The sequence below is a fragment of the Methylomusa anaerophila genome (assembly GCF_003966895.1).
In the GTDB taxonomy this organism is placed as follows: domain Bacteria; phylum Bacillota; class Negativicutes; order Sporomusales; family Sporomusaceae; genus Methylomusa; species Methylomusa anaerophila.
In genome coordinates this window covers 2,748,534-2,773,380 of sequence record NZ_AP018449.1, presented here as the reverse complement: position 1 = coordinate 2,773,380, position 24,847 = coordinate 2,748,534, and the positions used below count along the sequence as shown (strand labels likewise).

15 protein-coding genes are annotated in these 24,847 nt (G+C 49.7%); 6 read left to right on the top strand and 9 right to left on the bottom strand.

Annotation, left to right across the window (positions count from 1 at the left end):
* Positions 1–197: 197 nt before the first annotated feature.
* Positions 198–1,298, top strand: a complete 1,101-nt coding sequence (locus MAMMFC1_RS12510) for an efflux RND transporter periplasmic adaptor subunit (RefSeq protein WP_126308826.1) — start codon at positions 198–200, stop codon at positions 1,296–1,298.
* Positions 1,299–1,465: 167 nt separating this feature from the next.
* Positions 1,466–2,746, top strand: coding sequence for an ArsB/NhaD family transporter (locus MAMMFC1_RS12505; RefSeq protein ID WP_126308825.1), 1,281 nt, complete (start codon positions 1,466–1,468; stop codon positions 2,744–2,746).
* Positions 2,747–3,032: 286 nt separating this feature from the next.
* Here MAMMFC1_RS12505 and MAMMFC1_RS12500 read toward each other — a convergent pair whose 3' ends face one another.
* Entirely contained in the window at positions 3,033–3,242 is a 210-nt protein-coding gene (locus MAMMFC1_RS12500; protein ID WP_126308824.1) for a small, acid-soluble spore protein, alpha/beta type, read from the bottom strand.
* Positions 3,243–3,339: 97 nt separating this feature from the next.
* Positions 3,340–3,546 (bottom strand): hypothetical protein, encoded by a 207-nt coding sequence (locus MAMMFC1_RS12495; RefSeq protein ID WP_126308823.1) that lies wholly within the window; start codon positions 3,544–3,546, stop codon positions 3,340–3,342.
* A gap of 247 nt (positions 3,547–3,793) precedes the next feature.
* Here MAMMFC1_RS12495 and MAMMFC1_RS12490 point away from each other — a divergent pair, with 247 nt between their 5' ends.
* On the top strand, positions 3,794–5,002 hold the full coding sequence (locus tag MAMMFC1_RS12490) for a metallophosphoesterase (protein WP_126308822.1): 1,209 nt from the start codon (positions 3,794–3,796) through the stop codon (positions 5,000–5,002).
* A gap of 515 nt (positions 5,003–5,517) precedes the next feature.
* Here the strand turns inward: MAMMFC1_RS12490 and MAMMFC1_RS12485 are convergent.
* A complete protein-coding gene (locus tag MAMMFC1_RS12485; protein WP_126308821.1) occupies positions 5,518–6,177 on the bottom strand; it encodes a YkgJ family cysteine cluster protein in 660 nt (219 codons plus the stop codon).
* Positions 6,178–6,355: 178 nt separating this feature from the next.
* Between MAMMFC1_RS12485 and MAMMFC1_RS12480 the strand changes: the two genes are divergently transcribed.
* The 3 genes from MAMMFC1_RS12480 (at position 6,356) to MAMMFC1_RS12470 (ending at position 11,022) form a co-directional block, all read left to right on the top strand.
* Positions 6,356–7,315 carry a helix-turn-helix domain-containing protein gene (locus MAMMFC1_RS12480; protein ID WP_162499706.1) on the top strand — a complete coding sequence of 320 codons (960 nt, stop codon included), beginning with the start codon at positions 6,356–6,358 and terminating at the stop codon, positions 7,313–7,315.
* Between the two features lie 151 nt (positions 7,316–7,466).
* Positions 7,467–9,284 (top strand): ABC transporter ATP-binding protein, encoded by a 1,818-nt coding sequence (locus MAMMFC1_RS12475; RefSeq protein ID WP_232035437.1) that lies wholly within the window; start codon positions 7,467–7,469, stop codon positions 9,282–9,284.
* Positions 9,277–11,022 (top strand): ABC transporter ATP-binding protein, encoded by a 1,746-nt coding sequence (locus MAMMFC1_RS12470; protein ID WP_126308820.1) that lies wholly within the window; start codon positions 9,277–9,279, stop codon positions 11,020–11,022. Before MAMMFC1_RS12475 ends, MAMMFC1_RS12470 begins: the two co-directional genes overlap by 8 nt.
* Before the next feature lie 152 nt (positions 11,023–11,174).
* Here MAMMFC1_RS12470 and MAMMFC1_RS12465 read toward each other — a convergent pair whose 3' ends face one another.
* From MAMMFC1_RS12465 to MAMMFC1_RS12440, 6 genes are all read right to left on the bottom strand, one after another.
* Positions 11,175–12,557 carry a B12-binding domain-containing radical SAM protein gene (locus MAMMFC1_RS12465; RefSeq protein ID WP_126308819.1) on the bottom strand — a complete coding sequence of 461 codons (1,383 nt, stop codon included), beginning with the start codon at positions 12,555–12,557 and terminating at the stop codon, positions 11,175–11,177.
* A 413-nt stretch (positions 12,558–12,970) separates the two neighbouring features.
* Positions 12,971–13,921: an NPP1 family protein gene (locus MAMMFC1_RS12460; RefSeq protein ID WP_197723814.1), complete on the bottom strand. Its 951-nt coding sequence runs from the start codon at positions 13,919–13,921 to the stop codon at positions 12,971–12,973.
* 276 nt (positions 13,922–14,197) lie between these two features.
* A complete protein-coding gene (locus MAMMFC1_RS12455) occupies positions 14,198–22,534 on the bottom strand; it encodes a GH36-type glycosyl hydrolase domain-containing protein (protein WP_126308818.1) in 8,337 nt (2,778 codons plus the stop codon).
* Between the two features lie 368 nt (positions 22,535–22,902).
* The gene (locus MAMMFC1_RS12450) at positions 22,903–23,901 is read right to left on the bottom strand and encodes a TIM barrel protein (protein ID WP_126308817.1); all 999 of its coding nucleotides are present in this window, start codon (positions 23,899–23,901) and stop codon (positions 22,903–22,905) included.
* Positions 23,902–23,986: 85 nt separating this feature from the next.
* A complete protein-coding gene (gene cobO, locus MAMMFC1_RS12445; RefSeq protein ID WP_126308816.1) occupies positions 23,987–24,520 on the bottom strand; it encodes a cob(I)yrinic acid a,c-diamide adenosyltransferase in 534 nt (177 codons plus the stop codon).
* A 16-nt stretch (positions 24,521–24,536) separates the two neighbouring features.
* The gene (locus MAMMFC1_RS12440; RefSeq protein ID WP_126308815.1) at positions 24,537–24,737 is read right to left on the bottom strand and encodes a hypothetical protein; all 201 of its coding nucleotides are present in this window, start codon (positions 24,735–24,737) and stop codon (positions 24,537–24,539) included.
* Positions 24,738–24,847 lie beyond the last annotated feature (110 nt).

Sequence of the window (24,847 nt, the reverse complement as noted above, 5' to 3'; positions counted from 1 at the left end):
GCTGCCGCGACAAGCGTATGGCAATGACTAATGTCAAGTCATCAAGGTGTTGACAACCTATCAATATACATTATACCGGAAATCCGGTCTTTTTCCCACCCTGCAGTTAAACTTCACTTTTCCACCTGGACTTGACGCAAAAAGCAAAAAGTGAGAACATAGTAATTGCCACCTGATCATTATTGGAGGTGATACATGTGGAAAGAATCACCAAAAAATACCGCCTTATTATTGCCCTAACCGCAGTTATCTGTCTGGTGGCGCTGCTATTGGCCGCCAATTACAACCTGTTTCCGTTTGTACCCCGGACCCGGCATACTGTTTCGCAAGCGCCGGTTACTCTTACGGCTGTACCGGTAGGTACCGTAAATAAGTCAATATATATTGTCCGCACGGGTTCTACCGAAAGCTCGGAATCCGTCCCTGTCAACGCCGCATTCTCCGGTCTCCTCAGCGAGCTATACGTAACGGCAGGCCAGGCAGTGAAAGCCGGTCAGCCTCTATTTACGCTGCAAGGGTCCTCGGAAGCAGCAGGAAATCAAACGGCAGGAGTTTCGCCGCAGGCCCAAGCCAATTATGACAATGCCCTGAAAGAATATAACCGCTATCAAAAATTATTCGAAATTGGGGGTATTCCCCGCCGGCAAATGGAGATGGCCGCGGCCCGCCTGCAAGAAGCAAAAGAAAGCTTAAACTCAACCCAGTCCTCTAGTGTCCCCATAAATGGCTCCGCCACTATTAACGCGCCGATCGACGGCATAGTGACTGCTATAGCCGCTGCCCTCGGGCAAGGGGTGCAGGCCGGTCAACAGCTGATATCCTTAGGAAGCGGTCAGGAAGTAGAGGTTGTCGTTCATCTTGACCAAAATGACTTGTATCTGGTCCATTTGGGCACCCCGGCTACAATAGACATATCGCAACAAAGTATCGCGGGTCAAGTTTGCAGAATCTATCCTCAGGTTGAAGCCAACCAGATTCCTTCCTTCCTTGCCCATACTAAACTCACTAATAATCCGGCCGGTTTACTAAAATCCGGTATGTCGGTTAATGTTCGTATCGACACCGGCAGAACAGCCGTAGTCCCCGCCGTTCCTGCCGCATCGGTACTCCGGGATGACCATGGCCAAAATTTTATATACCTGGCAGCTAATGGCAAAGCTGCAATCCAACCAATAAGTATCGGGGAAACCATCGGCGATTTCACGGAAATTACCTCCGACCTGCCGGAACAAAGCCTGGTCATAACGACCAACATAAATGATATAAAAGATGGCGATGCCATCACAGTGATGCAATAACAGGCAAATCGTCTCGGAACGGGCTATTCTTACCTAGTATTTGACTAATATATGGTGAAAGAGTATACTAATAACTAGATAATAAAATAGTTTTGTTTTTGGGAGGAGCCTGTCACCAAGGGCTCCTCTTGCTTATTTCCAATATTAAATATTAGGGAGATGATTGTTTGTACGATACTGCTTTTTATGTTTCTATCATAATCTTCGTTGCCATTTATATCATGATAATCTGGGAAAAAATTCACCGGATGGTCATAGCCATGACCGGTGGAATCATCATGCTGCTGCTTGGTTTTTTGAGTCAGGAGACAGCTATCAAAGACGCTATCGATTTTAATACTTTGGGGTTGTTAATCGGTATGATGATTCTTGTAACCATTACCCGCCGCACAGGCGTCTTCGAGGCGGTTGCCATATGGGCGGCCACTGTTACCCAAGGCTATCCTCTCCGGCTGTTGGCATTGTTATCTATGATTACAGCTTTTGCATCAGCCTTTTTAGACAATGTGACCACCGTTTTGCTGATCGTACCGGTCACAATTACGTTAACCGATAAACTGCAAGTCAACCCGGTTCCATTTTTGATTTCTGAGATTATTGCTTCGAATATTGGCGGTACCGCCACCCTCATCGGCGATCCTCCCAATATTATGATTGGCAGTGCTGTTGGTCTGAGCTTTAATGCGTTTGTTAATAACTTAGCGCCGGTGAGTATTTTAATTGCATTTATAATGGTTGGTATTTTTGTTCTGCTATACAGAAAGGACTTGCAGGTAGATGAAGAAAATCGTCAAAACATATTAAAATTGCACTATAAAGACGAAATCAGCGATTGGCAGTTATTGAAAAAATCTTTGGCGGTACTGGCAATTACTATCGCCGGTTTTGGGCTGCACGGGGTCTTTCACATAGAATCAGCGACAATTGCCCTGGCCGGAGCCATGCTGTTGATGTTAATCAGCAAAGAAGAGCCGGAAGAAATACTGCTTAGTATTGAATGGCCGACCATCTTCTTTTTTGTCGGTCTTTTTGTCCTGGTAGGAGGACTGAAAGCTACCGGGGTAATCAAAGCACTGGCTCAATGGAGCCTAAATATAACCCAGGGGCAGGTACTGGAAACTTCGCTTTTAATCCTCTGGCTGTCGGCTATTGCTTCAGCTTTTATTGACAACATTCCGTTTGTAGCTACAATGATTCCAATGTTGCAGGAGATGGGGCAAATTTCCGGCATTAATCTGGAGCCGGTATGGTGGTCGTTAGCATTGGGAGCTTGCCTGGGCGGTAACGGCACATTGATCGGAGCATCAGCTAATGTTATTGTGGCCGGAATTGCAGAGAAAAATGGTATTCCGCTTAACTTTCGCCAGTTCTTTAAAGTGGCTTTCCCATTTATGCTGCTGTCTATTTTGATTTGTCACGCCTATATATATTTGAGGTATTTCAGCTAAAAGAGGTATCCCGAGTCGTGCCGGGTCAGCCTTTTGAAAGGCAGTTAAGAAAAAAGCCAACGCGTCTTTTTGACGACCGGCAGGCAAAGGACAGCGCAGCATTAATAAGGCTGTCCTGCGCCGTCCTAAACAGATACTTTCTTACTATAACGAAAAAGACCTGGGAGCAGTTCACACACTCTGAACTCCCCAGGTCTCCTCTTTTTTAGCGCTTTCGTCCCTAACTGCAATAAAGTGCTGCTGGAACCAGGATCATAATTACCGTCAGAAATCTTTTACTCCGGCGTTATTTCCTTTCCGCCATCTGGGCCTCAGCCATCTCAATTATTTTTTTGATTTTTTCGCCGCCGATCTTGCCGCCGATTTTCCCGGCTTCCCTGGTTGTTAAATTTTCGTTATGTCCTTTGTCCAATGGTATGCCAAGCTCTGCGGCAACCTCATGTTTATCCGGAAGCGATGCATCTAACTCTTCCATCGAGCGATACTTCTGGGTCATTTTTATCCCTCCCCAAATATGATAACCATCTGTGATGATATCATTCTTCAAGGCATTTATTTCCTAATGGTCTGTAAACTCTAAAACTAACAGACCGCTAAAGTATCTCATTAGAAGTAATCTGGACTGAAAAGTCACCTTTCGCTGTTCGTTTAACGACGCCTTTTTTACCGGCGCCGTCGTCTACGGTAATTGCCTGCAAGTTATGTGTCATCATAAAGTTAAGTACATCTTGCTTGATAAAAGCCTCCCAACTTACTTTCTTTGTGTCAGCATCATCTTGAGCTAATATTTCCTGTGCCATAAAAATCTCCTCTCGAATTCATAAATCTATAGATATATTTATTATATCACAATAAAGCAGCAATATCTTCCAGTGTTGCGACAGGGAACGGATCAGTACGACAAAACTCAGCTAAGTGTTAACGATTATTTAACTTCCCGCTAATATGGCTCCCCGGGAAACATGTTAAGATGGAAACAACATCTATCGTGGGAGCAAGAATGCTCCACAAGCTTCCGGGAATTGGGAGGCGGGAGGTTGTTAGACCATGCGGACGATATCTTTTTATTCTCTTGTCGCGTTGATTTCTTGTTTGTATTTGGTAATCAGCTGGGTTGATTACCGTTTTCTATGCAGGAAGATGTCCATTTTCAGCAATCGCTTTGTGCGTACAGGATACTGGATGCTCACTTCGGTTACCTTCTGCCTAATTGTATACTACTGGGTAATTGAGCCCTCTGCCAATTTCATGTATGTACATGGCTTTTACCTGGCGCTCTATATTGCTTTTAATTGGTGTTTCAGTCAGCTTGCCATAATATTGACTATACCTTTTTTCTATGGCTGCCAATATTTTATGCAATTATTTGCCCAGCCGGCGGAACAGGCAGCAGACAATACACCGGAAATGTCCCGCCGAATTTTTTTACGAAAAATGGCGTCCATTACGCCGGTTTTTGCCTTCGGGGTGGGGACACAGGGTGTTTTCATCGGCGACACGGAGATTGTCGTACGGCGGCATCAATTGACTTTTTCCGGCTTGCCTGCCGCCTGGAATGGGCTGAAACTCGCTCAATTGAGCGATACGCATATCGGACCGTTTTTTAACCTGGATAAGCTGGATTATGTTGCCGGCATGATACGGCGGGAAAAGCCGGATTTACTGGCAATCACCGGCGATCTTATTGATGATCTGGATATGCTGGATGAGACCTTTGCCCGGCTTGAACAACTCAGCCTTGACCTGCGTCATGGGATTTATTATTGCTGGGGCAATCACGAGCACTATAAAAACATGGGTAAAATCCGCGAACGTATCGCTAAAAGTACTGTTACGCTAATTGAAAATACTCATTATCGATTGATGGCGGGTGAACAGCCGGTTTACATTGTCGGGGTTGATTACCCGTGGGCAAACAACGCGGCGGAGCGTAAGGAAAAACGTCGTCAATATATCGCTGCCGCCCATAGGGGAATCCCCCATGGGTCATTTACAATACTGCTGGCTCATCATCCGGATTTTATCGACGATGGTTTTCAACGCAATATTTCTCTTACTCTGACCGGTCATACCCACGGGGGGCAGATCGGCATCTTCGAAAAACCGGCATATCCCCTGCCCTTTGCCTATACACGCGGCATGTATCGGCAAAAAGACAATTACGGCTATGTGAGTGTAGGCGCAGGACACTGCCTGCCTTTTCGCCTCGGCTGTCCGGCAGAAATTGCTGTGTTTCACTTAGGGTCATTCACTTAGGATCATTCACTTAAGGAGCACTTAGGGGTCTGCCATGGTAATTGTAAGCCATGGCGGACCCCTAAATTTTTTTATTAATTTTTTTTGCCTGAATTGATAGACAAATTGAAATGTACAGAATATAATGAAAATAGAAAGAGAAATACAATAAGGGGATGATCATATGCTGAAAAATTATCCTGCTACTTATTTATTTCTGCTATCGTTAATACCTTTGATTGTTCTATCATACATTACACCATTGGTATCCGGATGGTATTTAGTTACTATTCTGTTAGAGGCCCTGACTTTTACAACAAAGTTCATCTGTATAACCCTTTTAATCGGCGCGATCATTGAAATAGTAAGTAGTTTCCGAAAGCTTCAGCACTAATTCGTAGTGAACTCGTTTAGCTTCTGCTAAACTTCGGGGCTTCGGTGGGGGACTCTACCCCCACCGAAGTTTAGAAGCGGTAACACCCACTTATAGAAGTGGGTGTCTTCGAAATTGGACAAAAATTTGTTAAACCTCCTCTCTATTGATTCTTGATGGTTTCGTAAAACAAACGGACTTCTTCCTGGGACACGTTGGAATGTGCTAAATCAGCTCTTACACAATCCTTGATCAGGATTTCGCTGTAATTGTTGTATCCGTAGGCTATGCTGTTGCTTATTATTTCCTGGCGCAATGTTTTTGCCGGCTCAATAGCTCCCGGCGGCGTTGCCGGGTCTGCTATAACCGCATCAAGATATTCTGCCCGCATAGCATGATGCATTTCCGCAACAATTGCCGCATCGAGGATTTTATAGCATGGGCTTTGCGGAATACAGACATAAGTCCGGCAGCTTGCCGGCCGCTCTTTGTAAATAAGACATCTTGCCAGGCCGTCCAGGTGACGGCATTTTTTGTTTCCGGCAACAAAGTATACCTCCAGTTTATTTTGGCCCGCGTCAACAAACAGTTTGGGAATTATGCGTTCAACCTTTCCTTTGGATATTTTTTTAGCGCTGATACTGTCCATATTGATTTTGAATCTGCCTTTACAGCAATGTTGCTTACAGGTATCGCATGGCAATGGATTTTCAGTCAAGAACTCATCAATAGCATCGAAAAAGTCCTGCACAGTAGATTTAATGTTTAATCCGCTAATATCTACTTCATTTTCTTTGTTAAAGAATAGTTGCAGTTTGACCATTCCTTCCTATAATAAATATAATCGTTATCTCAATCATACCACATTTCATTTATCTTGACTAAGGTGTATCCGGCCGCATCTTGTACAAAGCGGTATGCGGCGGCATAAAGGAATTATGGATGAACAGCTAGAAACTGAAACGGTAGTATGAAACACGGCTGCTAAAAGGTGAGATAATGTGGAAATCACAGGAAAAGAAAAAATTTATTACGGCGGTAACATTACGATCACCAAACAGGATGAAACATGTACCATTTATAAAATGCAGGATGTCTCCGGCGAGGGCACTATGACCTGCTACCGGGTATTTCCCGGCATTGATCTGATGTACAATGATTTTCATATGTCCGGCTGTTATGCCAAATTTCAGCCGAAAGTAAACATGCTGGGAATTGATCACTGCCGGGAAGGCCGCATTGAATGGGAATTTCAAAACGGGTCCTATATGTATCTGGCCGAAGGCGACCTGCAGATCAGCAACAAAAAAAATCATACCAACAACTACGGCTTTCCACTAAACCATTATCACGGTATAACGGTCGCAATCTATATCGATGAAGCCCGCAAAACGCTATCAACTGTTTTGGACGGCTTTGCGGTGGATGTAACCGCCTTACAGGAAAAATTCTGCACCGGCGCCAAACCCTTCATCATGCGCGCCGGCGATTCCATTCAGCATATTTTCTCCGAGCTCTATACTGTGCCCGGTCAAATCAGACAAATGTACTTTAAGATTAAAGTGTTGGAATTGCTGCTGTTTTTGAGCGCCGTTGAAGCCCCCGGCAACGGCGAAGAGCGTCGCTATTTCCCCCGGAGGCAGGTGAATACTGTAAAAGCGGTCAGGAAGTACATCAGCGAGAATATGGACCGTCACTTCACCCTGAATGAACTGTCCGCTAGGTTCGATATACCGCTTACTACGCTGAAGCTTTGTTTCAAAGGGGTTTATGGCGCTTCCGTCAAAACTTACCTGCGGGCCTACCGCATGCAGGCGGCGGCGCTGATGCTGAGCCGGAGCAATGAAAGCATTGCCATGATCGCCGGCAAAGTGGGTTACGATAATGCCAGTAAATTTGCTACGGCCTTTAAGGCCGCAACCGGCAAATCACCACAGGAATACCGGAAATCTCTTGTCTAAACGGAGCAGCCGTCGTTGGTGCGGAGTAGATAACAGCAAAGTAAAACAAATATAATACGGGTTGACCGGCAGTTGCCGGCCAACCCGTATTATATTTTTGCGGTAAAATCGGTCGTTTCCGGGAACCAAACACAGAAGAGGTGAAGCCACGATGAAAAAAATCAAAAAAAATCATTGGCTGAAAACGGTTTTTTCCTTTGCCGCCGAGTGCCGTGAAAAGATGCTGGGCTCGGTACTATGCGCCATTATCAGCGTCATCGGCGGACTCGTGCCTTATATCGGCGTGTATCAGATCATCATTTTATTTTTCGACGGCCGCCAGACGGCGGGCGCACTCTGGTTCTGGGCAACAGTATGTCTTGTCGGGCATGTCATAAAGATCGGTTTTTATGCCCTGTCAACCATGCTGGCTCATTATTCCGCCTACAGCATCCTGGAGAACATGCGCATCCGGATGGCCGGCAGACTGATGAAGGCTCCCCTCGGCACCGTGCTGAACCAGCCGGCAGGAAAACTGAAGAATGTAATCATCGACCGGGCGGAAAGCATCGAGGTTCCTCTGGCCCACCTGATCCCCGAAGGAATCTCCAACCTGCTGCTGCCTGTGGGCGTATTTTTCTATCTCGTACTGATCGACTGGCGCATGGCACTGGCAGCCATGCTCACGATCCCGGTCGCGGTCACAGCCTACGCCATCATGATGAGAACCTTTAACCGCCAGTATGCCGATTATACGGAGGCGAGCAACCACGTGAACAGCGTGATTGTCGAATATATTGAGGGCATTGAGGTCGTCAAGGCCTTTAACCAATCCGCCGCCTCTTATGAAAAATTTGAAAGGGCGGTGCAATCATTTAAGGAGTATACCCTCAACTGGTTCCGCAGCACCTGGAAACTCATGAACTTTGGCGGTTCGGTCCTGCCTTCCACCTTGCTGGGCACAATGCCGGCCGGCATGCTGCTGTATCTTAACGGGCCGTTAAGCCCGGCCGATCTCACCATGTGCCTGATATTGTCCCTGGGAATCGTAGCGCCCTTAACCAGCTTTACGGTATTTGTCAATGATGCAAAATCCGTAGAATACGCGGTGAATGATGCCGTCGAACTTCTCACTCTGGAAGAACTGCCGGCCCCAGACAGGCCGGCAAAACTGAACGGGTTTGATATTGAACTGGATCATGTGTCCTTTGCTTATGACACGGCCCGGACTTCGCCGGCGGACAATGCCGGCAGCAATGTGCTTCACGACATCAATTTAAAGCTTCCCCAAGGCAGCTTTACGGCGCTGGTGGGTCCTTCCGGCGGCGGCAAATCTACGGTGGCGCGGCTGATTGCCCGCTTCTGGGATGCCGGCAGCGGCGAAATCAGAATCGGCGGGGTGGCAATCAGGAACTTGCCTTTGACACAGCTTGCCGATACCATCAGTTTTGTGACCCAGGATAATTTCCTGTTCAACTGCTCGCTGCGGGAAAATATCCGTCTGGGGAATCCGGCGGCTTCAGACAGCGAAGTGCTGGCTGCGGCCCGGGCTGCCTGCTGCGATGAGTTTATCCGCAGACTGGACGGCGGCTATGATACCGGTGCCGGCGAGGCGGGAAGCAAGCTGTCGGGGGGAGAAAAACAGCGCATCGCCATTGCCAGGGCATTGTTAAAAAATGCGCCGGTGGTAATCCTCGATGAAGCAACCGCTTTTACCGACCCGGAAAATGAAGACAAGCTGCAAACATCCATTGCCGCCCTGACCAACGGCAAGACGCTGCTGGTGATTGCCCACCGGCTGTCCACCATCAAACAGGCCGACCAAATCGTCGTGATGGATAAAGGACGGATTGCAGCAACCGGCAAACATGATGAGTTGCTTGCCGGTTGTAAACTCTATCGGGCCATGTGGGATGCCCATATCGGCACAAAAAACTGGGCGGCCAACCAAGCCTACCGGGAGACCACCGAGGTGAAACGCTGTGTATAAAATAATAAAACGGATCATAACCTGGTCCGGCCGGCGCCAAAGGCGCCTGTATGCCGGCTTTGTCTATTCCTTCCTTCATACCCTCTTTACCGCCATGCCGATCATGGGCGCCGCCTACGGACTCAATCTCATCATCGAGGACAGCAACGGCACGGCCCCGCTGACCACTGACCAGATTCTCTACATGGCAGGCTTTATGATCTTTGCCGTTGCCGGCAGGTTCTGGTTTGCCTATCTGCGGGCCGCCGCCCAGGAGAGCATCGGCTATGAGGTTGCCGCCGAGCAGCGGCTGGCGATCGGCGCCGTCTTAAAACGGGTTTCCCTGGGTTTTTTCAGTAAAAAAAATGCCGGCGAAATCGCCGCGGCGGTAACAACCGACCTATCCTTTATCGAGCTGTTCGGCATGAAGATGATTGACACGGTGGTTAACGGCTATATCAGTGTTTTGACCATGATCCTTTGCCTGGCTGTTTACAACGGCTGGATTGCCCTCATCGCCGCCGCCGGCATTCTGGTATCGGCCCTGTTCCTGACATTGCTGGGAAATAAAAGCAGCAAGAATGCGCCGGTCCAGCAACAAACGCGGGACAGCATGGTGGCGGCAACCTTTGAGTACATCCGCGGCATGCCGGTCGTAAAGGCGTTTAAGCAGGACGGAGTGGCCAGGGAAGCAATTCTCAAAGCCTATAGAAGCAACCGGGACATTAACGTCAAAATTGAAAAAAATTATGTCCCTTATAATTGCCTCCATTTGCTGGCGCTGAAGGCGGCGGCAACAGGAATGGTCCTGCTCTCGGCACTGTTTGCGCTGAACGGAATCCTGGACCTGCCGGTCATGCTCATGATGGCTATTTTTTCTTTTGTTATCTTCGGCCATATTGAAACCGTCAATAATGCAGCGCACGTCCTGAAAATTATTGATGCCGTCCTGGACAAATTAGCCGGCATCGAAAATGCGGAATGTATTGACCAGAACAGCAAAGATATGGCTTTGTCCGCCTATGACATTCGGTTTCAGAATGTAACCTTTGCTTATGAACAGCGGCAGATATTAAAAAACGTGTCCTTCGTCATCCCTGAAAACACAACGGCTGCCATCGTCGGCCCGTCAGGCAGCGGTAAAACGACAATCTGCAGTCTCATCGCCAGATTCTATGACGTCGACCGGGGCAGCGTAACCGTAGGCGGCGTCGATGTGAAAACCATGACTTGCGACAGTCTGCTTAAGAATATCGCCATGGTATTCCAAAAAGTCTATTTATTCCATGATACCGTGCTGAATAATATCCGGTTCGGCAAGCCGGCAGCCACCTTGGAAGAAATTGTAACGGCGGCAAAGAAAGCCTGCTGCCATGATTTTATTATGGCGCTTCCCAATCAGTATGAAACGGTAATCGGCGACGGCGGGTCCACGCTTTCCGGCGGTGAAAAACAGCGGATTTCCATTGCCAGGGCCATATTGAAAAATGCCCCGATTGTCATTTTGGATGAAGCAACCGCCAGCGTGGACCCGGAAAATGAACACACCATTCAACAGGCAATCAGTGCGCTGGTGCATGGCAAAACGATCATCGTCATCGCCCACCGTCTGACCACCGTCCAAAACGCCGATCAGATACTGGTCGTGGCTGACGGCCGCATTGCGCAACAAGGAACACATGCACAACTCGTGCAGCAGGACGGTGTTTATAAACGCTTCTTATCGTTACGGCAAGCCGCAGAAGGCTGGAGTATCTGACCTGACAAAATCCCGCTTTCTTGGCCTTTTGGCTTAAAAGCGGGATTTCCTCTTGCCTTTGTCTTAATGAAGATGGGGCTTACTGATTCAAATATTTACTGCAACTGACGCCAAATTTTTTCGAAAGGCCAAAGGGAAGCAGCTTTAGTGCTCTATCCAGAAATTTTATCCAATTGAGAATCGAAATTGGAGTTTTTTAATTGTTCTTTAATCAGCCTGCTGCATTCTTTATATGTCTTTCTATATTCCAGGTTTACTTTATAAGCTATCATTGCTGTTTTTAGATTACCCGAAGTAAAATAGGAAGATATGGCTCTGGAAATTATAGACGACAATGAAAATAGTTTTTCATAAAGCCACAGTGTGCCTTCATTAAGCTCCTGAACGTTCATTTTCGCTGGTTTAAACAAAATAATTTCAGCTTTTCTGTAATATCTCCAGTCATTGGGAAAATCAGTATATAACAAACGGTTTTCCGCTATTAACCGCTTGAATAAAGGAGTTCCCGGAAATGGAACCAGCGGGCTAACATGAACCATTGCCAGTTTTAGCCTTTTTATGGCCGAATAGGTTAATCTGAAGCAGTCTTTGCCGTCTTCATCATTTCCTAAGATTAAAGATCCAAATACTTGTATGCCGTGCTTGTTTATTTTTTCTACAAAATTGCCTTCTTTGACATACTTTACATTCATGTGTTTCTTCATTTTTCCCGCCAATACCTCAACCGACCCTGATTCAATTCCAATGAAGACGCCTCGGCACCCTGCCTTATACGCTAAATCCATCATTTTTTCATCGTCCGAAAACTGGAGCGGCACCTGAGTAATCCATATTTTATTAACATTCTTGTTTATTAGTAATCTGCATAAATCTTTAAACCGATTATGGTCTTCATTGGAAAAACCAATAAGATTATCGTCGGCGATAAACAGCCGGTTCTGAGGCATATCCTGAATTTCACCCACTACTGCTTCAATAGGCCTTTTGCGATACGTAGCACCAAAAATTGACGTAACCACACAGAATTCACAATTTCCGGCACACCCCCTCGTAGTCTGGACAATTCCCCACTGATAATTAGAATTATACAAATGAAATGCCTGCTTAGGCACTTTGTTTAGATTTACCGGCTTAGCACAAAAATACAATCGTTTCAACTGATTGTTCTCGAAATCCCCGATAAATTCTCCCCATAGTTCCTCGGCTTCTCCCTTTATGACAGCATCCACATGCGCAAGCGCTTCTTCCGTGCATATGGTTGCATGTACACCTCCCATTACCGTCACAATACCCATTTTTTTGAATTCACCGGCTGCTTCGTATGCCCCCAATGCATGGGAGGTCATAGCGGTAAAGCCCACAATATCGCAGGGTTCCGTCTTAAACTCTTCAAAATATTCATCGCGAATGACTACCTCCCAATGAGGCGGCGTTAGTGAAGCAATGATCCCCAAATTAAGCGGTGGATATTTTCTATCACTTTTCTCCATACCAAAGGGTATCAAATTCCACAAAACTAGTTTATATTTTTTCAAAATCAAGGACCTCCTGTCATTGCTGTAAGTTTCCCGCCCGAATATTCAGATTTCTGATAACTGCCATTGTCAAAAGTGCGCTGCATTGCCAATTTTAAACATTAATAATCGATAATAATTATCTATATTGTTTATAAGTATAATAACGAATTAAATTTATCTCTACCTGCAAAAGGATTCCAGGAACAGTAACCGGATTTTTCTCTGAAAAGATGCCTTGAGCCACACCGCTTCCGGGTAACCTCGATCGCATCGATGGCTGACCTTCCCGGTCTATATCCATAAGAGTTTCTAGGGAGATATGGCTCTATTCACATCACAGAAAAGAGGTTGAGGAACTTTTTTCTCCTCAACCTCTTTATCAACAGCCCAGCAGCGATATCATCCCGCGGCTGTAAAAAAGTAATATTATATTAGTTATAAAGATTACGTAAGTAGGTTCTGCTAAAGTTGCCTAAGTTGCTAAAATATATGGCTATTAGTTTGGCCGGATCGGTAGCCAGTTCGCCTCCAAGCAACTGGCCGCCGTCATTATGGTCATCCCACTTCCAGCCTGCATTCGCGGCATTATCTTTCCCATCATCGCCGCGAAATGTTCCCCAACTGGCGAAGGTAAGGGGATCAGAACGGTGTGCCCACAGGCCGCCGCTGGCGAAAGTATCGATAAGTTGATATTGAACGGACCGGTCATTGCCGCTGGCGGGAACTTCCGCGGCAGAACGGCTGGGATAATAAACTACACCATCACCGCCGGGGAAATTGCTCCCATTCCAGGCATTTAACCCATGACCTTTTGCTTCCTGGAAGGTTGTCGGATGCTGGTAGCCGTCGTAGGATTGCATCAGTACCGTTCCGTCAATATTTTCCTGTCCACTCCGCCATGGGCTGCCCGCCGGCGTATAGGAGTAAAAATCCTGGTGAGCTACGGTAACGATACCTTCAAGAGCGCCATAGGTGGAACCGTCTTTACGAACGGCCATCAATACGCCCTCCATATCATTTTCATGATGGTCCAAGTTAAACGGATCAGGATAATCGACCCAATCGCGAGGGTGAAAGAAGCTGTACAAAATAAACCAGTGGGTGGAAGTTTCCGTTACGGAATAGTACGCCTTAGCTTTAAGGTTGCTGATGTTATCATCCTGATGTTCCCAGTTATTTAACCCATCCCAATCACCATCAAAATCGACTGCGGTTATGTAGTCGGCATCATAATCAGAAGAGTCCGTGTCCTGATAATGAATGGGAGCCCACCGGTAAGCCAGATCAAGGTCGCTTGGCGCCGCATTGGTGGAAACGAGGGCGCAGAATGCCAGCAGCCCAATCAGTACGCTTGGCCATAAATGTGTTTTTACATCCAGCATAGTAATCCTCCTTTTTTCTAATTTAGAAAATATTACCTTTTTTATTTTAACAGGTCTCTCTCGCACGATAGTTAAGCCTATGTAAAATTATTGTTACGCCACCTAAAATTATATAGGGTTCAGGCCTTGACTTATTAGAATAATTGACTTATGGCCAGCTCAGTACGCTGTAATAAACGCAATAAAAGTAAGTCAATGCCTGAACCCTATTTTTCAAAAAAGGAACAAGACCAGCACCGCTGGACTTGTTCCTTTTCTTTGTCTTTGCCTACAAGCCTACAATACCAGAACAACATAATGGGCCTGCCCGTCATCATGCAATTTAACGTAAAGACCATCTTTCATGTCTTGTTCCGTAAACGCAACTTCCCGCCCGTCAATTTGTAAAGCGGTTGCTCCACCGCACTTATGGGACGGATTCTTGACAGTAATATGGTAGCTTGCGCTGCCATAATGGTAGCTGACGGAAAACTCCGGCCATCCACAGGGAATGCACGGGCGAATGTACAGTTGCTGGCCGCGGCGGCGAAGACCGAGAATCCACTCAACTCCTGCCTGATACATCCATCCCGCAGCCCCGGTGTACCAGGTCCAGCCGGCCCGTCCCTGGCGCGGCTCCGCCGTATAGACGTCGGCCGCCATGACGTAAGGTTCACCGGCGTATTGCCGCGTTTCACCGGCTGTGCGCGTATGATTGAGAGGGTTTAGCAGTTGGAATAATTCACAGGCCTTATCGCCGTTGCCAAGCAGGCACCAAGCGATAATGCTCCAGATGACACCATGGGTGTACTGGGCTCCATTCTCCCGGATTCCGGGCGGATAACCCTGAATGTAACCGGGACTGGGATCCGTGCGGTCAAAAGGCGGTGTTAAAAGACGCGCGACGGCAAGATCCCGGTCCACCAATTCCCGGTCAAATGACTGCATGGCCTGCAGCGCCCTCTCCGGCGGCGCAACGCCGGCAATAACCGACCACGACTGGGCGATGGCATCGATACGGCATTCCACATTGCCAATGGAGCCCAGCCATTGGCCGGCGTCGGTGAAAGCCCGCCGATACCACTGCCCGTCCCAGGCGTGCACATCAAGGGCAACTGCCAGTTGTTCCCGCACATCCCGGTAGCGTTCCGCCTGCTCCGTCCAGCCGCGCCGCCGGCATAAATCCGTGAACCGGTTCAGCACGTCACAAAGGAACCAGCCAAGCCAGACGCTTTCACCGCGGCCTTCAGCGCCGACACGGCTCAGGCCGTCATTCCAGTCGCCGATCCCGATCAGCGGCAGCCCGTGCTCACCGAAGCGTTGTAGAGACTTGTCAATGGCCCGTAAGCAATGCTCAAAAACAGTGCCGCTCTGAGTAGAGGTTTGGGTTGGCTCGTAGCGTTCATGTTCATCTGCCGCTAAAGGTTCGCTGCAAAGAAACGGCGCTACCTCTTCCAGGATACTGCCGTCCCCCGTATGTTCCACATACCGTCCAACAGCATACGGCAGCCACAGCAAATCGTCGGTGAAACGGGTGCGGATGCCGCGCTGCGTCTCTTCATGCCACCAGTGTTGCACGTCGCCTTCCTCGTATTGATGGGCGGCATGCAGCAAAATTTGCGTCCGCGTTAAGTCGGGACGGGAGTGCAGGAACGCCAGCGAATCCTGGAGTTGATCGCGAAAGCCATATGCGCCTCCTGCTTGGTAAAAAGCCGACCGGGCCCACATTCTGCAGCCAAGCGTCTGGTATAAAAGCCAGCCGTTCAATAGTATATCCATCTCCGGACAAGGCGTGGAAACCGAAATCCGGTCCAAAACACCATCCCAGAATTCTCCTGCGATTTCAAAGGCCTGGCTGCAAAACCGGGATTGGCAGTATTTTTGCGCCAGTTGCACCGCGGCGTTCCGGGAATGCTCCGCGCCGAGCAGGATGTAGACTGTCCGTTCAGTTTCAGGTTCCAGGGTGAGTTTTACCTGCACCGCACCGCAAGCGTCGTAAAGGGGTCCTGTTTGGCCCGACAGGCGCTCCCGGCCCATAGCCGCCGGATTTTCCAAAGTGCCGTTGCGACCGAGAAACTCGCTGCGGTCCGCCGTCCAGGACAGATCGTCCAAGCCGCTGTTCCGCTTAGCCTCGGATTCTGCTATGGCGGGTGACCCAACAGACCTTTCCGGGGGCGAAAACATGCCTAAAAAGGCGCATGCATTGCCAAATGTTTTCTGGTACGCATTGCGTGCCAGCATGATTTGGGCCGACTCGTCCCATTCGGTGACGATGAAAGAGGCATTCTCCTGGCGCCGGACACCCAATACCCATTCCGCGTAATAGGTAACGGAAAGGCGCCGCCGCCCGGCACTCTTGTTCGTAAGCCGCAACTTGACCACCTTGACAGGGTCCGCCAACGGAACAAAAATGGTCATTTCCTGTCTGACACCGTATCTTTCATGGCAAAAATGCGTAAAACCCCTGCCGTGGGTAACGGTGTAAGGCTGATCAGTATTTGCGGTGGACGGCGTGGCGGACCATGCTTCGCCGCTCTCTTCGTCCCGCAGATAACACACTTCACCTGGCGGGTCGAGCACAGGATCGTTTGACCACGGAGTCAGCTTGTACTCGCGGCTATTGCGCCACCAACTGTAGCCGGTGCCGAGTTCGGAGACAAGGCAGCCGAACCACGGGTTGGCAATTACATTGATCCAGGGCGACGGTAAATGATTGCCGTTTTTAAGTATAATCTGATACTCCCGGCCATCAGGTGAGAATCCTCCCCAGCTGTTGAAGAACAGTAAATCGCGTCCAACGTCCGGCGCAGGCCCGGCGAATCTGTTTAACGGCGCTGTCGGTTTGAGGAGTGCCGGAAAATCGGTTGTCGGCCGCGGCAGTTTTGACTGTGCCCTGAAGCTGGGACCGTCAGCCCGCAGCACAACACGGGCGGCGGCAAGCAAAAGTGTCCTATCTTCGTTTGGCAGTTGGCTGGCATTGATGAGAAAAACCCCGCATCCGCATGGTCCCGTTCCGTGCCAGTTAACCACTTTCTCCACCGCCCGCCGCAGCGCCTCCTGTAAATCCTCGCGGTAGCTTCCTGTCGATTCGTTCAGAATAACCAGGTCGAAAAGCAAACCCAGACGGCGCAAATACTCGTATCCGGTCAGCAATTTGACTATAAACTGTATATTGGCCTCGTTCTCAATCCGTGCCAGGATTAACGGCACGTCGCCGGAAACCCCATATACCCAAAGTCCGGACTGACCTTTTACATTGGCAGTGAGGTTTTGCTTTCGCTCCTGCCGCAGCGGTGCCGTATACAGCACCTGGCCCGCAAAAGTTTGGAAAGCCGCCGCTTCGGCGGCAGTGATGTGCAAGTGCCGCAGTTCGATTTGACTGCGATTCCAGGCCAGTTGAAATGTCCGTTCCACTACCAGGTCTCCCGAGAAACGGCTGACAATATCCACAACTTCCTGCTTCGTGTCTGCCATGGCAGTGACAGCGAAGAACTGCACCTGTTCACCAGGCTCAACGCTTACCCGCTGGCGCATGATAAAAGCGGGATCAGCCACAGAGCCTACCGTTCCCCGCAGGCGAGACCGAATTCCTTGCGGCAGGGCGAGGGTATGACCCCGGCCGACAAAGCCGGCCCGGTCGGTCTCATATTCTACCGGCCCCAGGGTTCGGCCTGCGGTCATCAGCGAATGTGACGCCCACAACGGTTTTTCGTTTTCCCGGTGGGGCCGGCGCAGGGCCAACAGATACTGGGCATCCTCCACATAAGCTGTTTTGATGAACAATTTGCTAAAAGCCGGATGCGCATCGTCGGCTACGGGAGACGCCAAGGCCAGTTCAAGAAAGGTTGTGACTTCAACGATCCGCGCTTCATTGCCGGTATTCGTAAGTGTCAGCCGCCTGACTTCCGCATTCCATTCCGGGGACACACAGATTTCAAGGCTGGTCTGCAGACTGCCGTCGACGCGCATGAAGGTAGCCCGGTCAAGGGAAAATTGCACCCGTTGTTTATCAGACGGGATACGGCATGGCTGGAATGTTGGCGACCATACTGCGTCGCGGGTAACATCACGAATATACATGTAGCTTCCCCAATTATCCAGTACCGGGTCTTCCCGCCAGCGCGATACGGCCAGGCCTTCGTACCGGCTGAACCCGCTGCCGCTGTTGGTTACCATGGTCATAAACGTTCCGTTTGACAGAACACACACCTGGGGTATAGGCGTATCCGCACTGCGGTATTCGCGCAAGGCGCTGGTAAATACCGGCCTTGAATGAGGCTTATTTACACATGTTAAAGCAGGATGTTTAATAATTCTCGGCCGTGCGGGGATACGTTCCTGCAGCAGCAGTTCCGCCGCCTGCACCCGCTTGTCACGGTGAAAGCGTTCCGTTATTTTTTTCGGCGCCAGCAGGTTGGCCAGGGCGAGCATGCTCATCCCCTGGTGATGAGCCATAAAACTCCGGACAACCATACTGGTCTGATTCTTCGGCAACCGCTCGGCCGTAAAATCAACGGCTTCGTAGTAACCGTATTTCCCCCGTGCACCCAGTTCTTCGAGTTTGTGCAAATCCTCCAGTACCTTGTGTTTCGCAAAAGGCAGGGCGAGGATTGTTGCATATGGCGCCACAACCAAATCTTGTTCCAGGCCGCGCTTGAATCCAAGGCCGGGAACGCCAAAGGCCCTGTATTGATAGTTCATTCGATAATCAAAGGCATAGTAGCCGGATTCAGAGATGCCGAAAGGGGTTCCGCGTTGCTGCGCATATTCAATTTGCCGCTGAACCACCGCCCGGTATGTGCTGTCCCATACAGTGTTGCAGTAGGTGCGCATAAAGAGCCAAGGCATTAAATATTCAAACATTGTTCCGGACCACGACAGCAATGTAACCTGCCGTCCTACTCTTGTCATTGTCCGGCCGAGAGCATGCCAGTGGGACACAGATACATGACCCAGGACGATGGCAATAAAGCTTGTCAGCCTTGCCTCCGACGCCATCAGGTCATAAAGGACCGGATCCGGTTTATCCAGCCCGGCTTGATAGCCTAGGTGAAATAATTTTGCTTTCTGGTCGTAGAGTGGCCGAAAATTTGTGTTGCTGATTAGCGTTTCCAGGCGGGCGATCAGATTTTGACCGCGACCAAGCCATTTTTCCCGGTCGCTTTTGGACAATACTGCAAGTTTGCCGGCAGTTTCGCCTCCCAGTGCCGGTGCTAGTTCCTCAGCAAAGGCCACGTGCAAAGCTTCTGCCGTTTTACCACCTGCCTGATCGGAACCAGACTTTCCGTTTTCTTCAATGTCGGATTTGAGCCATTCTGCTACTCCCTCCTTGACCGCCATCAAACAGCCGACAAAGTTGCCGGAATCCACTGTTGACACATAAAGCGGCGGCAATGTTTCAAGCGTGACCGTGTCATACCAGTTGTAAAGATGGCCCTGCCATTTATCCAACTGCTCCACTGTACTGATAGTACGCTCCAAACGCTCAATCAGGCCAGGCGTATTGATAAACCCAAAATCCCGCGCCGCCAGCGCACAGGCAAGATAAAGTCCGATGTTGGTGGGCGAAGTGCGGTGGGCGATCCCATTGGGTGGCTCCAATTGCAGGTTATCAGGCGGCAACCAGTTATCTGTTGCCGTAACATAGTCCTCAAAGAAGGTCCAAATCCGTTCCGCCAGCTTGCGCAGTTCTTCTTCCTCAGCCGCCGCAAACGAGCGTTCAGGCTGCTGCACGGGACGGCCCAGCCAGTGGACCGCCAGCGGAGCAATAGCCCATAAAGCGCCAAGCGCGAAGCCTGCCCACCGCAGCACCGGTACGGTACTGGATGCCGCTGCCAGCGCAAACAGGAACACCAGCGCATAGCCTTCAAACATTTTCAGCAATACAGGATAGTGCCCGCCCCGGTTGCGGCGTTCAACTTCCGCAGCGCTGACCCATTCGAGCAAATGACGCTTCGTCACAAATAAGCGGTAAAGAGTTTTAGTGATTGCGTCCAGCAACAGCAGGCTTTGAAACGGTAGTGTCATTATGGTTATCAAAACTTGCCCGGCTGTAGCCAGCAAGCTCCGTGGACGCCAGATTGCCCGCCTGATTGCCGCCAATTGGCGCAACAGCGGCAAAAACAAGGTAGCAAACACAAAGGCAACCCAGCGGCCGGCAGAGCCGGGTAAAACGGTCAGTCCCAGCAGCAGTACCGCAAACTGTACCGGCGGCAGCAAGCTGCGCCGCAAATTGTCGATCATCTGCCAGCGGGCAAGCGGGGATAAATCAACCGGCAACAGCCTTCCCCCCCGGTCGCGGACACGCCGAAACAGCCATGGAATAAGTTGCCAGTCGCCCCGGACCCAGCGGTGTGTTCGCAGCTGATAAGCGCTAAAGGTAGATGGGTATTCATCAATTAACTCAATATCCGACAGCAGGCCGGCGCGTAAAAAGCCGCCTTCCAGCAAATCGTGACTAAGCACCCGGTTTTCCGGGATACGTTCACATAAAACTTTTGAAAATGCATCAATATCGAATATACCCTTCCCGGTAAAAATGCCCTGCCCCAACCCGTCCTGGTATGGATCGGAAGCGGCAAAAGCGTACGGATCGATTCCCGGATCCACCGACCACAGATATGCAAATCGTGAACGGAAGGCCGCGCCGTGGCTGATGCCGACACGCGGCTGCAGTACGCCGTAACCCTCAATGACCCGTGTAGATGTATGGTTTAACCGTGGCCGATTGTAAGGCAGATGCATGGTGCCGATCATTCGCTGTGCGCTTCCCAGCGGCAACTGGGTATCCGCATCAAGGGTGATGATGTAGCGTATCTGCGGTAAGATGGCTGTATCCCCGAGTACGCAGTCGTAAGTAGTATCAGTCCGCCCTTTAAGCAATTGGACAAATTCTACCAATTTTCCCCGTTTGCGCTCCCAACCCATCCATACCCCTTCGGATGGGTTCCACCTCCGGCAACGCTGAAAGAGATGAAAGGTGCTTTCGCCCGGACGGGAATACATACAGTTTAACCCCTCAATGCTCGCGCGGGCGGCTGCAAGGATGGCAGCATCCCCGGGAAGTTTCTCCGCGTCTGCGTCGACAAAATCACCCAGAAGAGCAAAATGGATATTGGCGTCACGGTTGGCCAGATAATGCAGTTCCAGCCGGACTGCTAATTCCTGCACTTCTCTGACTGTAGACCAGATAACGGGAATGACGACCAATGTGGCCGCTTCCGGTGGAACACCGCGTGAGAAATCGTATCTCAATAGCGGCAGCGGCCGCCTGGTGCGCTCTATAAGCCAGTGCGCCGCCGTGACGGCCCACTCGCTCACAGGCAGGAACAGCGCCAGTACAATCACCGCCCACTGGCCGACGGAGAAGCTTGTGCCGTTGGCAATCCACATGGTAAATCCGCTAAGGGCGGCTGCAAACAGTCCTGTTAGGACGGTGAAATACGTGCCGGTGGCCCGGCGTAAAATTTCTATTTCCGGCAAATGCCGGGGAGCACCGCACATTTTCATTGCGCGCCGCAGTTCCCTGATGCCATCCGGTTCAAGCAGATAGTATGCGACAAATGCCCGGCGCGGCAGCGCTTCCGGCTCTGTCGGCACCTTACCGGCAGCCTCAGCTGCTTTTGCTTGCTCATATTCCTTGGCCGCAAGCTGAACGGCCTGCTGCGCCACCAGATTTTCCGGCACGTGCAGACGGCGGGCTAATTGCTCAACCTGCTTCCGCAACACGTCACGGCTGGAAAAATCGAGAAACGTATATATATTTGCGCTCTCTGCGCGCAGCGTGTGCTCGACCATACAAATCTGCTCGAACGGCTGGTGCCAGTCCAAGCGCGAAATTTTACGCAGACTGTCGATAAGGTTGCCTATGGTCACTTGATAGACGGCCTGAAGCTGATACTCGTAAGAGAGAGTTTGATCGAGGCTGTCGGGGCCGTTTTCCAACTTGCACATCAGCCATTCCCGTACGGTTGCCGAATCGTCTGCCCACTCGCGCAGACGTCTGGCCAGGTAGACTACAGCCGCCCCGGAGAGCGGCATATCCTGGCCGGCTTCTTCAAGAGAAGCCTTTAACACTTCCGGATTTAACCTGGACGGCTCCAGACGCGCCAGTAACCGTTCGACTAACATGCACACCTCCCGCCGTTCGCGGACCAGTTCCATAACTTCAGCCAGACGCTGAATCAAGCTGATACGCAGGAAAAGCGGGACCGCCCACGACTCGGCAATAGCCAGAACCGATACTTCCTGGTAAGAATTGATATAGGAGATGAGAGAATCCTCATCCAGATTTCCGTCCACATGCTGGAGATAATCAGCACAGATAGACAGTATTCTTGTTTTGCCGGTCTTGCGTAAGTTGGGTAAACTTCGCCAGAAAGAACCGGAAAGCTGCTGATGGATGACCAACACTTGTTCTTCAATGAACTCGGCATGATCCAAAAGCCATTCTTCCGCAGGCTGCGAACAGCCTGTATCGTCGCCCTGAAGGGAGCGCATAAACGCGCGTAATTTTTCGATATCGGCATAAAACTCCCGCCACAGACGCTTTGATGGCCAGCGACTTACGTAAGGGTCATGGGTCAGGGCAAGCTCATGTGCTTTTTGGCGGAGTTGTTCAGTGTTTAGAATCATAGTCCTCCCGAAGAAAATTAAAAATTAGTATTAGTATTTGAAAGAATAGAATTTATTACCGTTCGACCGTCGACACCATTCGATGTTACGAAATCGGAAACATTTAAAATATTCCCTTTTTGGCCATTAATTATAAGTTGTAGACACAGCAACCTGTTAATAATACCGTGAGTCAAGGGAACAAACAGTCTTTTGAATCACGCAGAACGGAGGGTTCCATCGAAAATTTTGCGCACGAAAAAAAAAAGCTCACCTCCAAGCAGAAGCTTGTAAGGTGAGCGAAATGATTCAGGGGACGGTTCCGCGACTCATCAAGATGAGTCGCGGAACCGTCCCCTGAATCACACCCCCCGGCTTATTTCATAGAGTCAGATCGCCATTTTGGCAAGCGTAAGTGCTTGCTGTTGCTTACTGAGCTTTAGCTCCCAATCAGCCAGCGATTTTTGCATAAATTCATGCACAAGAAATTCCGGCTGCACATAATCGACAATTTGCTGAGCCGCAGGCGTGGTAAAGGGCCGGTGTTCATCAATCTTGAAGATATGGTTCATAATCTCTTCCATGGTATACTCGGCATACTCGCCATACTCGCCATACTCGGCTTTATGCTGGGAATTTTGGCTATGACGCAGATATTTTCCCGACAGGGACTTGTGTAAATGAATTCCCCGGACAAATTGACGGTAATGGCCGAGGTTCTCTAAGGTTGCCAGAATGTATGCCGCCCCGTCGGCCTCGGTCTTTAAATCCGGATTCGTGTTCATCAAATGGCCGGTATCCAGCATAATCCCGCTGTTGCGGTGGGCTACATTATCCAGGAGCATGGCCGTCAGTTCTTTATCGGTAAGCGTCAGTCCCGGCCACCACAAATTCTCAAATAACAAGGCGGTATCCGCGGGAATTTCCGGTGCCAGGGCATTGACTACCTCAAGTGTGGCTTCGATGACTTCACGGCTGGTAGCACTGAATTGCCAATTGAACAATTCCGCCGGCCGTACATTACTGACATGAAAAACGAGATATTTTACTCCTGCCGCTATGGCCATACGAATGTTAGCACGATAAACAGCCAGCCAGTCTTCCCGGGTCGGCCCGCCATAGCAGGCATCAATCGCCGCCTGACTGCCAAACTGCTTCAGCAATGCTTCCTGGTCACCGCGCCAAAAATCCAGCCACCACGGCCAAAAGCGCAGATGGCAGCCGTGCAGCCACTCGCGCTTATGCAGCCGGGTGTCACAGGGCCCGCAGAACATCATTTCCAGACCATCCAAATTATGTTGTTCTAAAAAATTTTGCAGCCGCTCCGGACTATTGGCAATAAGTTCATTATCGGTAATATAATTTGATAAATTTACCAGTTGCAACATAGCAAAAAAGCCTCACTTATTTATTTTGTATATCTTGGCCAATAGCAGCATATAGAACAAAGTCATCCGTATGTAAAATGAAACCTCAAAACTCGATACCCTTTTGCGCCTTTATTCCCTGTTTAAGCGGATGTTTGATTTCTTTCATTTCCGTTACCAGGTCGGCCAGATCAATAATTTCCTGCCGCGCCTCGCGTCCGGTCAGTACAAGATGCAATGCTGCCGGTTTACTTTGCAGCAATTCAATTACTTTGTCCACCGGCACCAAGCCAAACTTTATCGCATAGTTGATCTCATCCAGGATGATCATATCCCAATTTCCCGACATGATTTCCCTGTTGGCGTCAGCCAGTGCTGCCTGCGCCACAGCCTGATGACCGGCTTTGGCATCACTGTCGGCATCTCTCACAAACCCTTCGCCCAACTGGCGGATTACAAAATCGTCGCCCATTCTTGCCGCGGCCTGCAATTCGCCATACTTCCAGTTTCCTTTGATAAACTGTAGCACCAACACCTTGAGGCCCTGTCCCCAGGCCCGCATTCCCACTCCCAGGGCAGCTGTCGTTTTGCCTTTGCCGTTACCTGTATTGACAATAATTAAGCCTCTAGTTTCTGCCATTTTGCAATCTCCTTTTCTACGTCCGGTGGTTCATGCGCTGTTCAGCAAGATAGGCCAGCTGCCTGGCTTTAAAACAACCGAACTGCCGCTTTGCTGCAGCTTTGGGTTGTAAGACGATGAGAAAGCAGCCGGAAGGGCCGCAATCCTTCGTCTTGTTTCCCGGCGCAGAACCGCCGGCGCCGTCATATGGCCAATTGACCGGGATATATTGAAGCATGATATTTCTCTCCTCTTACATTATACCTTGGAAAATCCGTTCCGCAAACTAAACCGGGCTCAAAACCGTCACTTGCGGCCGGTTAATTTTACGATTCGACCGCCGCCGGT

Bases quoted from the DNA above. Each gene is read 5' to 3' on its own strand.
- MAMMFC1_RS12500 (WP_126308824.1), bottom strand. From the start codon at position 3,242: ATGACCCAGAAGTATCGCTCGATGGAAGAGTTAGATGCATCGCTTCCG.
- MAMMFC1_RS12495 (WP_126308823.1), bottom strand. From the start codon at position 3,546: ATGGCACAGGAAATATTAGCTCAAGATGATGCTGACACAAAGAAAGTA.
- MAMMFC1_RS12490 (WP_126308822.1), top strand. From the start codon at position 3,794: ATGCGGACGATATCTTTTTATTCTCTTGTCGCGTTGATTTCTTGTTTG.
- MAMMFC1_RS12485 (WP_126308821.1), bottom strand. From the start codon at position 6,177: ATGGTCAAACTGCAACTATTCTTTAACAAAGAAAATGAAGTAGATATT.
- MAMMFC1_RS12475 (WP_232035437.1), top strand. From the start codon at position 7,467: ATGAAAAAAATCAAAAAAAATCATTGGCTGAAAACGGTTTTTTCCTTT.
- MAMMFC1_RS12460 (WP_197723814.1), bottom strand. From the start codon at position 13,921: ATGCTGGATGTAAAAACACATTTATGGCCAAGCGTACTGATTGGGCTG.
- MAMMFC1_RS12455 (WP_126308818.1), bottom strand. From the start codon at position 22,534: ATGATTCTAAACACTGAACAACTCCGCCAAAAAGCACATGAGCTTGCC.
- MAMMFC1_RS12450 (WP_126308817.1), bottom strand. From the start codon at position 23,901: ATGTTGCAACTGGTAAATTTATCAAATTATATTACCGATAATGAACTT.
- cobO (WP_126308816.1), bottom strand. From the start codon at position 24,520: ATGGCAGAAACTAGAGGCTTAATTATTGTCAATACAGGTAACGGCAAA.
- MAMMFC1_RS12440 (WP_126308815.1), bottom strand. From the start codon at position 24,737: ATGCTTCAATATATCCCGGTCAATTGGCCATATGACGGCGCCGGCGGT.